This is a genomic window from Parasphingorhabdus sp. NYA22, from assembly GCF_976973735.1.
The window spans coordinates 558,999-573,448 of the sequence record NZ_OZ333477.1 but is presented as its reverse complement, the minus strand read 5'-3'; the positions used below and the strand labels follow the sequence as shown (position 1 = coordinate 573,448).

Annotated in this window: 11 protein-coding genes; 8 read left to right on the top strand and 3 right to left on the bottom strand. The window is 55.7% G+C overall.

The window, feature by feature from the left end; all coding sequences use genetic code 11:
• Positions 1-154 precede the first annotated feature (154 nt).
• The 5 genes from ACWFTY_RS02805 to ACWFTY_RS02785 all read left to right on the top strand — a co-directional run bounded on the left by ACWFTY_RS02805 (position 155) and on the right by ACWFTY_RS02785 (position 7,139).
• Positions 155-1,216, top strand: coding sequence for an MBL fold metallo-hydrolase (locus ACWFTY_RS02805; protein ID WP_447525880.1), 1,062 nt, complete (start codon positions 155-157; stop codon positions 1,214-1,216).
• A gap of 17 nt (positions 1,217-1,233) precedes the next feature.
• Positions 1,234-2,244: an MBL fold metallo-hydrolase gene (locus tag ACWFTY_RS02800; RefSeq protein WP_447525879.1), complete on the top strand. Its 1,011-nt coding sequence runs from the start codon at positions 1,234-1,236 to the stop codon at positions 2,242-2,244.
• 34 nt (positions 2,245-2,278) lie between these two features.
• Positions 2,279-3,235 carry a Vgb family protein gene (locus ACWFTY_RS02795; RefSeq protein ID WP_447525878.1) on the top strand — a complete coding sequence of 319 codons (957 nt, stop codon included), beginning with the start codon at positions 2,279-2,281 and terminating at the stop codon, positions 3,233-3,235.
• A gap of 307 nt (positions 3,236-3,542) precedes the next feature.
• On the top strand, positions 3,543-4,556 hold the full coding sequence (locus ACWFTY_RS02790) for a sterol desaturase family protein (protein WP_447525877.1): 1,014 nt from the start codon (positions 3,543-3,545) through the stop codon (positions 4,554-4,556).
• Positions 4,557-4,769: 213 nt separating this feature from the next.
• A complete protein-coding gene (locus ACWFTY_RS02785) occupies positions 4,770-7,139 on the top strand; it encodes a TonB-dependent receptor (protein ID WP_447525876.1) in 2,370 nt (789 codons plus the stop codon).
• A 106-nt stretch (positions 7,140-7,245) separates the two neighbouring features.
• Here the strand turns inward: ACWFTY_RS02785 and ACWFTY_RS02780 are convergent, their stop codons facing one another.
• Positions 7,246-8,829, bottom strand: coding sequence for a tetratricopeptide repeat-containing sulfotransferase family protein (locus tag ACWFTY_RS02780; RefSeq protein WP_447525875.1), 1,584 nt, complete (start codon positions 8,827-8,829; stop codon positions 7,246-7,248).
• 245 nt (positions 8,830-9,074) lie between these two features.
• On the opposite strand from ACWFTY_RS02780, the gene ACWFTY_RS02775 reads away from it, so the two are divergent.
• The 3 genes from ACWFTY_RS02775 (at position 9,075) to ACWFTY_RS02765 (ending at position 12,719) form a co-directional block, all read left to right on the top strand.
• Entirely contained in the window at positions 9,075-11,459 is a 2,385-nt protein-coding gene (locus tag ACWFTY_RS02775; protein ID WP_447525874.1) for a molybdopterin cofactor-binding domain-containing protein, read from the top strand.
• A 14-nt stretch (positions 11,460-11,473) separates the two neighbouring features.
• Positions 11,474-11,929 carry a (2Fe-2S)-binding protein gene (locus ACWFTY_RS02770; protein ID WP_447525873.1) on the top strand — a complete coding sequence of 152 codons (456 nt, stop codon included), beginning with the start codon at positions 11,474-11,476 and terminating at the stop codon, positions 11,927-11,929.
• 241 nt (positions 11,930-12,170) lie between these two features.
• Positions 12,171-12,719 (top strand): GNAT family N-acetyltransferase, encoded by a 549-nt coding sequence (locus ACWFTY_RS02765; RefSeq protein ID WP_447525872.1) that lies wholly within the window; start codon positions 12,171-12,173, stop codon positions 12,717-12,719.
• Between the two features lie 234 nt (positions 12,720-12,953).
• Here ACWFTY_RS02765 and ACWFTY_RS02760 read toward each other — a convergent pair whose 3' ends face one another.
• Positions 12,954-13,280: a DUF423 domain-containing protein gene (locus ACWFTY_RS02760; RefSeq protein ID WP_447526934.1), complete on the bottom strand. Its 327-nt coding sequence runs from the start codon at positions 13,278-13,280 to the stop codon at positions 12,954-12,956.
• A 291-nt stretch (positions 13,281-13,571) separates the two neighbouring features.
• Entirely contained in the window at positions 13,572-14,447 is an 876-nt protein-coding gene (locus ACWFTY_RS02755; protein ID WP_447525871.1) for a class I SAM-dependent methyltransferase, read from the bottom strand.
• Positions 14,448-14,450 lie beyond the last annotated feature (3 nt).

The following is a 14,450-nucleotide window of genomic DNA, read 5'->3' as shown; positions in this document are numbered from 1 at the left end:
ATTTATTACTATTGATATATTTAGTAATATCCGTATGTTTCCTGAATACGCATGCCGAATCATCCGGAAATCGGGTGAAACGCGGCGTCTCGGGGGAGCATGCATCGAAAGCAGTCGGTTAACGCCGCACTGGAACCTTAGTCAGGAGTATTCGATGCCGCAAACGTCTGCACCAGCCCTTAATCCCACTGCCTCCGGCAATGGCAACGCCGAATTCGGATATAATCCTCCCGGCGTCCGCAACACCGATTCAGCGGTGCCACTCCACCCAGCAGGACCAGTAACTCATAATTACAACAGCGACGGGCCGGCTCCGGGCAGGCTGGCCTTTCGTTGGACCTACGGCTCCAACGTGGCAGCGAAGAACCGCGATCCACGTGTACAGGTGGTACAATATAATGAGGACAGTTTCGTCCTGCGACAAAATGTCTGCGTGCATTGGGAAGCGCCCTTCACCTATCTGCTATTTGGCAACAAGGGGGCTCTGCTGATCGACAGCGGCGCAACTGCCAACGCGAAACATTACCCGCTGCGCGAGACAGTGGATGCCATCGTCACCCGCTGGGGACAGGCAAGAGGGCGAAGCAGGGTGCCTCTGACCATTGCCCTGACATCGGGCGAAGACATTGCCCAGAACCAGGGGCTGGTACAATTTGCCGGACGACCCGATACAACCATCGTGCCCCCACCTTTCGATGTAATGAAACAACATTATGGATTTCGCAGCAGCTGGCCCTCCGGCGCCGGCGCAATCGATCTTGGCGACCGCGTGATCGAAGTTATCCCCACGCCCGGCACCCATAAGGATGGAGTCGCATTTTACGATCCCTATTGCCAAATATTGTTCACCGGAGACTTCCTGTATCCCGGCAAAATCAATATCAGCAATGACCGCGATTTCGTGACATCGCTCGAGCGGCTGAAAACTTTCGCGGCGGACCGTTCGCCAAAATGGATCCTTGGTGGCCATATCGAAATGATGTTCGCGCCGGGCAGATATTACCCGCGCTTCGCAACCTACAAGCCTTATGAACGGATATTGCAGCTCGAACCGGACGTGATCGACGAAGTGCTGCAATATGCGCGCGAAATCAGCGGCCAGGAGATGTTGCTCATCCGGCCGGATTTTGTGCTTTTCAACGGGGTCAGCCCCGACCAGCGGACGCCGGTCTGGCCTGAAGACGTGCCCCAGATCAACCCGCCCCGGCCGTTTTAGAATCAGAGAGGACTTTCATGGATCGTCGCACTTTCATATCATATAATGCCGCAGCCGCCACGGTTGCGGTTGCCGGTAATGCGCTAACCACATTCAGCAGTTCGGCAATGGCCGCCACGCGCCCGGCGCCAATAGATTTCAAAAGCAATGTTCCCGCACCGGGGGGCTTTCCCAAGCGATGGATTTGCGGATCGGCTTCCTGCATGGACAACACGGATCCACCGGTTCAAGTCCACTGGTATAATGCGCACACCGCGATCCTGCGCCAGAACAAAGCCTATAGTTTCGAGGCACCGTTCACGCCGCTTTATTTCGGCAACGACCGCGTCCTGCTGCTTGACGAAGGATTCACCACGCTGCGAAATGACTGGGATCTGCGCGGCGTGATAGACGAGTGTATCGCGGACTGGTGTTCGCGGAACGGTCGCGATCCGGCGAGTCTGGAACTGCTGGTTGCCTTCAGTCATCTCCACTCGGACCATTATGCTGCAGTCAACCAGTTCGCCGACCGGCCGAACACCCGCTACATGGGTCTAACCCACGAAGAAATGCTCGGTTTCTGGGGCATGACCAATTATCCGGAGGAAAGCGTGACTCTCGATCTGGGCGGCCGCGAGATCGAGATCTGGGGCTCGCCCGGCCACGTGGTGTCGGAATTTGCCTATTATGATAATTACACCCAGATTCTCTACACCGGCGACATGTTCTATCGCGGGCGCTGCTACATTACCTACTGGGAACCCTGGTTCGACAGCATGAAGCGGCTGATCGAATTTGTTGATACGCATCCCGTAACCCACGTCATGGGCTGCCACGTCGAGATCAGCAAGGACGACGAAGACTATCCCTACGGACTCACCCATCAACCGGACGAAGCACCGGTGCAGATGACGGTGAAGCAATTGCGCGAGGCCTTCGCCTATGCGCAGACGATCACCGAGCCAGGCATTTATTTCACCGGCACGGTTTTCCTCTGCAACCAGACGCGCAGTACCACCACCATCGATTCCAACCCTTATCGTTATTAACGTGCCGATACCGGCACTTCGCAGGAGTATTCACATGAAACGTTCGATCGCCCTGATGCTGCTTATTACCGCGGCCTGCTCTCCGGCAGATCAGCCACCAGCTGATTCTCCAACCGCGCTGCAACCGGCAAACTTGGTAGAGCAAGAGATTGAAGTACCGGATTTTGCGGATTTTCTCGCTGTCGACGGTGACACCGTCTGGGCCACCAATCGGGGCCGGGTCGAGCAATGGTCGACCGAAGGCATGCTTGCGTCGGTCAAGATGCCGCGCCCATGTGGCACGATGGCCATATTATCCGATTCGCTATGGGTAGCCAATTGCGAAGATGCGAACCTCTATCGAATCAACCTGGATACGGCGGAAGTGGAAGCGATGATTGCCACTGGCATTGCCAACCCGAAAGGGGAAACAAATGTGGTCGCGGGCGCCGGTTCGATCTGGGTACCAAGCGATGCGGAAGGAAAAATCGCCCGCATCGATCCGGAGACAAATGAAGTGATCGCAACCGTCGATGTTGCCCCGCAAACCTTTTTTCTCGCTTATGGCCTGGACGCATTATGGGCAGTGAGCAGCGATGGACGGTCGATCGAGCGTATCGATCCGGCGACTAACAAGGTGACCGGCACAGCCGAGCTCGGCAAGCAGCCCGGTTTTCTCGCTGCCGGCGAAGGCGCTGTCTGGGTACAGGAGCAGGGAGACGGCACGGTTGCGCGGATCGATCCCGAGACTGTCACGGTGACTGGCCGCATCAAAGTCGGCGATAGCTTGCTTTATGGTGACATTGACACCGGTGGTGGCATAGTCTGGCTGCGGACAACCGACGATCAGACCTTCGTCGCCATTGATGCGGAAACTCTGGATATCCTCGCCCGTCCGGGTGCTGCCGCTGGCAGCGGTGCCATACGCTATACGGCCGATGGCATCTGGACGAGCGCGCATGACGTACACTCTATTTCCTGGTGGAGCAGCCCCGGGGCAGAAGCCGAATAAGGAAAGCGTCTGCCTGTGGTCGCCTGTCCTGATTCGCTGTCCTTATTTTGAAGTTTGGCAAAAGCGGAAAGCCACGCAGCCGCAAGCCATGTCCAGCGCGCCGGAGGGAACCGCTAAACACTAAAAAAACCGGTGTTTTCGGGCATTTGGAACATTTATTGTGCACATGCTAACAAACCGTGGTTATTACTCTTGACGCATTAGGTAATATCTATATCGTAGGTCGTGTCGCGTTTGAGAACGGCATTCATTGGGAGAAGAAAACCTGAGGCATTAGGCCGATTTCCGGCTTGATAGGAGGTTTTCTATGGGTAAATCGTCAGATCGCGAGGCAGTAACAGAGAACGGGTCGGCCAGCTCCGCTACTGTTCGCTCCTGCACAATATCCGGTCCTGACAAGAGCGAGAATCCGGTCAAGCGGACATTGATCAACCTGATCCCTCCCGCAACGGTAATCGCTGTCGTCCTGTTCTGGATGTTTGCGCCCTCATCCATAACCGATAGCCCCTGGTCGATAGTTGTCACCGGCCTTGCCATAAGCTTTTTCGTCCTCGGCCTCGAGCAGCTGCTCGAGCGCCACGAGGGCTGGCGCCTGACGCGCAAGGAATTTGCTACCGATCTTTTCTATCTCACCCTCCAATATACCGCGATCGGGTGGGCGACGGAGACACTTGCAGACAAGCCGCTGGCCTCTTTCAAGGAGTCGATTGGAATCAGCACGGAATGGGCCATGCAGATGCCTTTTCTGCTGCAGGTTGCCTTGGTAATATTCCTCTACGAGTTCGGCCAATACTGGATGCACCGACTGATGCACGACTGGTATCCGGCCTGGCTGACTCATGCCCCGCACCACCACATTACACAGCTCAATGCCATGAAAGGATCTGTGGGCAATCCGATCGAACTGTTCCTGATCAGCCTCAGTGTCATTGCGATCTTCGATCTCGACACGGCTGCCCTGTTCTGCGGCTTCAATGTGCTCACCGTGGTGTCCACTTTTGCACACGCCAATGTGCGTTCGAACCCGCCTCTATTCTATTCCTATGTCTTCACCACCATCCGGCATCACAGTCTCCATCACACAGCGCTGAGCTATGAAGATACGCGGTGTAATTACGGCAATTCCCTGATCTTGCTCGACCGGATTTTCGGCACTTTCCGCGAAGGAGAATCCGAAGAGGTGGGCCAGGATGACCGCAAACGGCTGTCGATCTACGAGCAGTTCATCTTCCCGGTTCAACCACTCATCAACAAATTCAAGGCCGGACATGACAAGCCGACGTCGGCCGACATTCAAGGAGGAGAAAGCGTAGAAAAATAAGTTCGGGATCGCAAAAATCGGGCGGAATCATAACCGCAATTTTAGAAGCGCCTGCTTGAAAGCCGAATAACGGTAAGCGGGCAAAATGGAAGATCCTCAGGACAAAGTCGCAGGATGAACGACGTACGTCTGGCCCCCGGGGGGCATTTAATATGAGGGATAAGAATAATGATAAAGGACGCAAGACTCAAGCTAGGCCTGCTTTCAGCGACAATGTTGACCAGCACTATGGTCGCCACACCTGTGTACGCACAGGAAATGTCGGAAGATATCGCTGCTGAAGCGGCCGGCGCTGACAATATGATCATCGTCACCGCAACGCGGCGAGCGACGACGCTCATGGAAACACCCGTCAACATTTCGGTTGTCAGTGCCGAGGACCTCGAACGGAACCGGATCGACGACGTGCGCGATCTCGCCGATTTCACACCTGGGCTGACAATTTCAGACACGGGTCCAGGCTCAACAGGTACAATCGTCCTGCGCGGTCTCAATGCATCGGGCTCCGATGATGGCGGGGCGACCTACGACGATGCTTTGGGCATCTACCTGGGCGAAGTCCCCCTTTATTATGACTTCAAGCTTATCGATATCGAGCGCGTCGAGACGCTGCTCGGACCGCAAGGGACATTATACGGCCTCGGCACATTGGCCGGCGCGATCCGTTACATTCCCAACCGCCCCAATACCAGCGAGGTCGAAGGAGAGGTCCACGGCCGCGTCTACGCCAAGTCTCACAGCGACTCCTTCGGTGTCCAGGTTGACGGTATGATCAACATTCCAATCGTGCAGGATCACGTCGCATTCCGTTCTGCCACCGGCTATTATTTCGATCCCGGCTTCATCGATTATACGACTCTGGTCAAAGAGCCGGGCGTATCGCTTCCGCAACCGGATGGTCCCGACAGCATCTCTCCCGAGGGCTATGCTGCCAATCTCACCAGAGAAAAGGATCTCAACTACGAACGGACATTCACCACCCGCAACCAGTTGTTGTTCCAGACCACCGAAGATTTGAAGCTGATTCTGACCTATGCGTATCAGCAGACCAAGACGGGTGGCGGACAGTCCAACAGCGCCGGCGTGCTCGGGACTGGCCGCTATGAGAACGCCAGCCGTTTCACGGAACCGGTCAAACGCGATGCTCATCTGTTCAGCGCCGAAATCAACGCCAATGTCGCGGACATCTTCGATATTGTTGCCACGGGTGCCTATACCAAGGTCAATTACCACGGCCAGAGTGACGTGACCGACCTGCTGCTCGACCTGGATTACGACTATGAGCTTTTCCCCGCTTTCGCCGGATATACCCAGTCGGATACGTCCCGCAAGCAGAAGAATGCCGAAATCCGTCTCGTTTCAAGGCACGGCGGCCCGTTTAGCTGGGTGCTTGGCGGATTTTATAACGAGAATGAATATCAAAGCGATTATGCCGAGCGTATTCCGAACCACCCGTGGGTAGACGCGGTGACCAATCCCGAAGCGCTTGAATATGTCAGCTATGTTAGCTCAAAAGTGACCGAGAAGGCGATCTTCGGCGAAGGCACATTCGAGGTGACGCCTGAATGGCAGGTCACTGCCGGCGCGCGCTACTTCAAATATAGCTCCACGATCGCTGGCGCGGCAGCTCTGCCGGTGCTGGGAGATCCGCTCAGTCCATACGATCTGCCCGTGAACGGCGGCGATGCAGGGGAAGACGGCTGGGTGTGGAAATTCAACACTTCCTATAATTTCACCCCGAATCTGATGGCCTACCTCACCTACAGCAAGGGTTATCGTATCGGCGGTCCGAACCGTGTCGCGCCTTGCCCGGACAATATCGCACCCGGACAGCAGATCATCTGTGCCTTGCCCGAAGAACTGCAATATGGACCGGACACGACCAAGAATCTTGAACTTGGGATGCGGGCACAATTGTTCGACAACATGCTATCGTTCAATTTCAATGTCTTCCAGGTCAAATGGCAAGGCATCCAGGTCAATTCGTCGACGCTCTACGGTGCAACCGGTATTACGGTGAATGGCGGTTCAGCGGAATCGAAGGGTTTCGAGACTTCGTTCCAGTTCAAGCCGACCCCAGAACTGTCGATTCAGGGAACATATTCCTATACCGACGCCAAATTGACCGAGGACGTGCCCGGCATCATCACCATTCGCGAGACACCAGGAGATTATTCCAATCGGTTCCTTCAACTCGATGCTCTGGCAGGTGATCGCCTGCCTGGCTCGGCCAAGAACACGGCCAGCCTCGGTGTCACCTATGTCACGCCGGTCATGGATGGCGATATCGTTGCGAACTGGACGGCAACCTATCGCGGAAAAGTGGTTTCCCGGATCGGTTGGGATCGTGCCTATGGGGACAAAATCCCGAGCTATATCCTGAACCGTGCATCCATCTCTTACGACACCGAACGGTTCACTGTCGGTCTGTTCGTCGACAATGTTTTCGACAAATATGCAGTGGTTTCGGTCGCCAACGATCGCTCGCGAATTGGCGTCAATGACGGTGTCACCGTGCGCTATTACCGGCAGGCCGTTCTCAATCCGCGGACCGTCGGCCTTGAAGGACGGTTTAAATTCTGACCGTCTGGATTAACGAATGAAGCGGAGGGGCACTTGTCGGAAACGGCAGGTGCCCCTTCCATATGAGCGGCGCGTTTCGCTGCGGACTTTCCAGCCCGGCATCACTCTATTCTATCGGGATACCCTGTTCCTCGAAAAAGGCTCGTGCCGGCTGCAACGCCGCTTCGTGCGTGCGCCATTTTCCGACCGCGTCGGCATTGAGGGGACGGCGAACCTGTGCCGCGCTGGGCGTGGCCACGGCCGCACTATTCTCGTGGAACGTCAGACAGGCTTCGTCCCAGTCGAGACCGCAGTGCTCCAGAAGGCGCCGGGTCTGTACTTCCTGGTCCACGACCAGTTGTTCATAGGATAGCTGCAGCACCAGCCCGGGGAATAATTTATCCCACATCGCCATCAGCCGATCGAAGCGGGCATAGTAACGCGCGGTGTCGAGAAGGTCATATGAGTAAGCATAATAAGCGGACTGGCTGGCAAAAAGATTTTTATAATTGCTCCAGACCGTATCCATCGGATTGCGGCGCAGACAGACGATTTTCGCATGCGGCAAGGCGCGCGCAATATGACCGATATAGAGAAAATTGGCCGGTAACTTGTCGGTAAAGCGCGCCGTGCCATCATGTCTGTGGTGGTCCGCCTGGGCGAGATAGGCATCACCGATTTCCGCCGGATCGATTTTGCCGCTCGCCGTCACCGTTTCCTGGTCGATGACGGTACGCGACGCGGTAGCAGCCAGTCGCTTAACCGCGAGCGGCATCGCCTGCAGTTCACCCGCCGACGCCACACCGGAGTGCGAAGAGAGAATGCGATCAACCAGCGTGGTTCCCGTGCGGGGCATGCCGACCACGAATATCGGTGCCTGGTTAGAACGTCCTGAACCGGCGCGGAGGCTGTGCTTGGGCTCGGCGAACAGGGTCTCGATCGCGTCGAATATAGCCGCGTCCTGCGCGAAATCATATCGGAGCGCACGCTTGTGCTCGTCATTGGCCGTCGAAAGATGGCGGAATGATTCCGGGTCGCCGATATCTTCCAGTTCCTTCGCCAACGCATAGCGGATGCGCAGCCCGTCGCCGGGTTTCTGTGCTTTTGCAAGAGCAGCTTTCAGCCTCGGGACATGACTGGATTCTGCTGTTTGCCGCGAGGCTATGGCAAGGGCATAGTGGGCTCGCGCATTACCGGGATCTGCGGAAATTATGGCTTCATAATGGGTAAGGGCATCCTCGACCCTGCCGGTGAAGCCGCTCGCGGCCGCGAGATTATAACGATAGTCGATATTATCCGGTTCTGCTGCGACCGCCGATTGGAAAGGCTGGACTGATCCCTCATGGTCTCCGAGCCGGGTAAAAACGCATCCGATCGTATCGAACGTGCGCGCGTCGCTCGGTGCCAGCGCCATCGCTTTTCGCGCGGCATCACCGGCTTCACCATCACGCCGCAACAGGATGAGCAACTTCGCCAGTTGTGCCAGATGTTCCGCTTCGGGACCGCGCGCGACCGCAGCCTCGACAAGGGGCACGGCTTTTCCGATCTGGCCGGCTTCGGCAGCAGCAATCCCCAACAGAAAATAGCCGGCAGGTTGGTCCTCGTCCGCCGATATCATAGATTTGGCGGCAGCCGCCGCAGCCGGTATATCGCCGCGCTTCAACGCTTCCCTCGCTTGTGCTTCCAGCGTCAAAACGGAGTCGCGATCCACCGGATGTCGGCAATCAGTACTGACTCTGAACATATCGATCGGGAGTGCGCTGCGGAATAGTCCATTGGTTTATCTTATTAGCCGCTAACCGGTCGCTGTCAAAGCGAACTGGCTGGTCAAACGCGAAATCAACGGTTTATCGTAATAAAAATCCTTCTTTTCGTAATAAATTGTGATAGATTGATTTTGCATGCAGCACGGATCGTGAATCGCCGGTTTTATTGCCATAATTGAAGAGGTTTGAGATGTTCTTGGAAGATATCGGAATCATTCCCCCGCGTGAAAAAAAGCCGGTGCGGACCGAACAGCCTGTTTCGATTGTCAATCTCACCCGCCGGGGGTTTGTTACGGGGACGGGGCTCTTCATTGTTGGCGTAACGCTGGCCGGCTGTTCCGCTTATGCCGAACCGGTCATCGATGCCGACAGCATGGGCGTACCAAAAGCAGGTCCCAGCCCGTTGACCGATGTTGAAGGCGGGGATGCCACGCCCGCTTTGTGGATTGCGATCGAGAAAGACGGGACGGTCAGGATCACCTGTCACCGTTCGGAAATGGGCCAGCAGGTCTGGACGTCCATGGCCCAGATAGTCGCTGATGAACTGGAAGCAGATTGGATGAATGTCGCAATTGTCCAGGCCGAAGGGCACGAACGTTATGGCGATCAGAATACAGATGGCTCGAGATCGGTGCGCTACAATTTTCACCGGCTGCGGCTGGCTGGCGCCGCGATGCGACAGATGCTCGTCTCCGCCGCAGCGCTTTATTGGAAAATGGACCCTTCCCAATGCAGCGCCGCTCTGGGCAAGGTATCGAACAGCGAAAATAGCGATAGCCTGTCCTACGGCAATCTTGCCGAATTGGCGGCCAAACTGCAAGTGCCGGCGGAAGCCGATATTGTCATGAAAGAGCCAAAGGACTGGCGCTATATCAACAAGGCAATGCCGTCGCTGACCGTCCCGAAAATGACCCGGGGGGAAGGAACATATGGTATTGATGTGGATGTGCCGGACATGGTCTATGCGGTAATTGCCCGGCCACCCCAATTATTTGGCAAGACCGGTGCGGTTTCCGATAGCAACGCGCTGGCCGTTCCGGGCGTATTGCAAATAGTGAAGCTTCCGGATGCGAAGCCACCTGCCCTGTTTCAGCCGCTTGGCGGTATCGCGGTTGTGGGAGTCGATACATGGGCTGCGATCCAGGGACGCAATGCGCTGGAGGTCGATTGGCTGGACGGACCCAATGCAGGCTATGACTCGGACAATTTTCGCAAGGCGATGGAAGCAAAGGCGAAGCAGCCGGGCACCGTTCGCCGTAGCCGAGGCGATGCTGGTACAGCGCTAGCAGCTGCTGATAAAAATATCACCGCCGAATATTATACCCCGCATCTCTCGCAATCGCCGATGGAGCCTCCAGCGGCGACCGCTCGCTGGACCGGTGATAAGCTCGAATGCTGGGCCTGCGTTCAGGACCCGCAAGCAACCCGGCAAACACTGGCCGATCTGCTGGACATTGATAAGGAAGATATTACCGTCCACGCCACCTGGCTAGGCGGCGCGTTCGGGCGCAAGTCCAAACCGGATTTCGTCGTCGAGGCCGCTCTTGTCGCACGGGAAGTGGGCAAGCCGGTCAAGGTGACATGGACCAGAGAGGACGATATCCGGCATGGTTTCTATCATTCCACAAGCGCACAAAGGCTTGAAGCGGGGCTGGACAGTGAAGGCAAGTGCACCGCCTATCGTCACCGTTCCGTCTTCCCGCCCATTGGTTCCACATTCAACTCCGGCATGGCCGCGCCTTCCGATGGCGAAATGGGCATGGGCGCGACCGACGTGCCGTTTGCCATCCCCAATTTGCAGGTCGAATCCGGCAATGCCAAGGGTCATTTGCGCATCGGCTGGTTGCGGTCGGTTGCCAATATCTACCACGCCTTTGCCGTCCAGAGCTTTGCAGCGGAAATAGCGCATGCCGCTGGACGCGATCAAAAGGACTATCTGCTCGAACTGATCGGCGAACCAAGACTGATCGACCCCAATGCAGAACAGGCAAGCTACACGAATTATGGTGGCTCGGCCGAAGAATATCCAATCGATACCGGTCGGCTCGCCAATGTCGCCAGGCAAGCTGCCAAAATGGCCGAATGGGGAAGAAAGCTTCCCGAGGGACACGGCCTCGGCATCGCCGTCCACCGGTCCTTTCTGACCTATGTCGCTACCGTGATCGAAGTGAAGGTTGCGCCGGACGGAACTCTGACCATTCCGGGCATATGGCTCGCAGTGGATGCCGGGACCGTTATCAATCCACGCCACACAAAAGCGCAGATGGAAGGCGGCACGATCTTTGGTCTGTCCAACGCCCTTTACGGCGAGATAAGCGCCAAGAATGGCGCTGTCGTGCAGGATAATTTCCCGAGCTGGCGAGTCATGCGGATGGGCGAGGCCCCGAAAATTTTCGAAGTCGAAATCATTGCGTCCAACAGCCCCCCTGCGGGCGTAGGGGAACCCCCGACGCCACCTGCAGCGCCAGCGCTGGCCAATGCGATTTTCAATGCTACCGGGCAGCGTTTCAGAAGCCTGCCGCTGATAGGCGCAAATCGCGACACGCTGGATGTTCCGGCAATTGCGAAAAGTTGATTGAGGAGCATTTCATGGCAACGACACTGAACATAAATGGCAAAAACGAAACTGTCACAGCGGCTGCCGGAACGCCCCTGCTCTGGGTACTGCGCGATCATCTCAAAATGACCGGCACCAAATTCGGATGCGGGATTGCGCAATGCGGCGCTTGCACCGTCCATGTGGATGGCGCCCCGACACGGGCCTGTATCACGCCGCATGACAGTCTCGACGATGCCAAGATCACGACCATCGAAGGATTGGGAGGAGCCGCGGCTGATGTGATACGCGAGACATGGGTGGAGAATGATGTTCCCCAATGCGGCTATTGCCAATCTGGCCAGATATTGGCAGCCACCGCTTTGCTTAACGAAAATCCCAACCCGACGGATGCCGATATCGATGCGGCAATGAGCGGTAATATCTGCCGCTGCGCAACATATATGAGCATCAGACGTGCGATCAAACAGGCGGGGGGGAAACTCTAGCCAGGATTCTTTTTGCCAGGCGTATTTTTTACGCACCGCCAAATATTTCTACCCGCTCTCAATTCTCGCTTACAGCTTGTGGCTTGCTTATACGCTTGAACATGAACGGCAATAAATGGGGCGGTTGCTGACCATCCGCTTTTATTTTCGATCTCATCAGTTCTAATGACCGAAATTGAGTGGGAAGCGGAACGGCGGGTCAAGAATTGCAAACGAGCCAAGGGCGCGGCACAAGAATATTATGTTAGATACAGTTTCAATCAATGCCCAAAGATATTCGCTTCGCAAATTGGAGGCTGAAGATACGACGGCGCTCTTCGCGACACTTTCAAGCGAAAAGGAATGTCGATTTCTGTCGCGAGCACCTTTTGACAGTCACGCTGAGTTGCATTCCTGGCTCATGGATGCAGATTGGAATGGACGAAGCTGGGTTGCTATCGACAAATCAAATTCTGCAATCGTCGGCCGATTTGTCGCTATTCCGACAAACGATCCATACGTTACTGAAGTGGGATATATTACAGTTTCTGATCGTCAGGGCGAGGGAATCGCAGGTGAATGCACCGCTGCACTGATTTCATATCTATTCGAACAAGAGAAAAGCCGTCGAGTTTTCGCCGAGATTGATACCAACAACCTCGCTTCAATCGCGTTGGCAGAACGATTGGGCTTCAAACGTGAAGCCTGTCTACGAGAGCATGAGCGCACGCATATTGGGATTTGCGATATTTTGATTTATGGATTGCTTCGTCGGGAATGGACGGGGTTAGCGGATACTCGTTTAATATAGCTTCCCGAATGACTGATCGCCAAAAAAGCCCGCTTTCGTCTGAACGACCGCAAATGGGGGGGGCATTTCATCTGATCGACGCGACACTCTAATCTTTTGAGAGAAGATGGAGTGTTGGATATGAAGCAGAGGAAGCGAGAGATATCGAATCGCTAGCTGCGAGGGGAGCCGATGAGCAGTTTCGGGCGTCGTCAATGAACTGCGAGATCGGATCGTTCTGAAAACGAATATATCCTAACCGCGGTAATATATCCAACCAGCCCATAGCCATCCCCCAATCAGCAAGGTCCCTCCAATTGGCGTTACAGCGCCGAGCCAACGTGGTGCGCCAAACGCCATCGCGTATAATGTAAGGGCGAAAACGGCAGAGCCGACAAGAAGCAAGATTGCTGGACCTCTAGCGATGCCCATCATCGCCAGAGCAGCAACGGCATGGAGCAATTGATAAAGCCCGCCCGTTCGCAACCATTCCGCTTCCTGTTGTCCTGATGCAGCATGAGCCCCGAAAGCAACTGCAGCAACTGCCACCGCTGCCGAAATAGCTGCAAAAAATCCGATCAGCACATCTGCTCCTTCTCTTTCCCGAACAAGGGAACCGTGACTTGGTCCACACGCCGCGAGTTTGATATGTCGCAGCCTGATTGAGCCAAAGCGCCCGTGACTACCAATAACCCTGCTATGTCGATCAAGCCCCCTGATATCAGGGAAATCACACTTGAGACCTGTTCGCTGCAGAATGCTTCGCGCACCATCACTCTCAACTTGGTAAAATCGCGCTTATTTATAGCCCGGTACAGAAGCGATCAGCCATTTAGCACGGTTATCTGCGGACCGGTCAACCGGTTCAGATTCCTATGCGGTTGCGGACACCAGCCAGACTTTACCCTTCATCATAACGCCTTTTCCGGGGACGTGATGCTTGGCGAAAACTTCGGTCAGTTCCTTGCTGGCTGCCTCCATCACCGCCTCGCCCTTGTCACTCAATGCGCGGCCGACTGCCATCGAGGCAAAGGCAAATTCGACGGCTTTTTCTGGCGTTGCGCCAATCCCGCCGACGGGTTGCAGGCCTTCGTAAGCGACGACATCGACATTGGTAAAACCGCTGCCGTCCAGTATCTCGCCTAGATATTCCAGATCTTCAAAGGCAAACGGTCCCGGCGCGCGGGGCACTGCTGGCGGAATTTCGACGTGATTTCTGACGACGCCCATCATTTCCATCATCCACAGATTATCACGCGGCGGTCCCCATACCGCCAGATCGATACGCCCGCCTTTGCGGACCAGGCCGTGGAGATTTGTAAAGGCGCTGGTCGGATCTTCAAAAAACATGCTGCCGAAGCGGGAGAACAGACGGTCATAGGGCGCATCCGGCAATTGGACCGTGGAGGCGTCGGCGCAGGTAAATTCTATATTGGACGCGCCGCTTTTTGTTGCTCGCTCCTGCGCGGCGGCAACTAGATCGGGGGATATATCCAGACCCATGACCTTGCCGGACGGCGCAACCGCACTCGCGATGGCAAGCGTCGTCGCACCGCCTCCGCAACCAAGATCAATCACCGTCTCGCCGTCTTTATAAGCCGCGCGGGCCAGCAGGGCTTCGCCAATCGGGGCGATCATCTCTTCGAACAGCGATAGACTGGCCAGCCATTTGAGCCCCATCTCGCCGGCCCAGTCTTCCGGTTTCAGTGCTTCGGGTTGCTGATCCTGATTGGCGTTGTCATTGCTCATGAT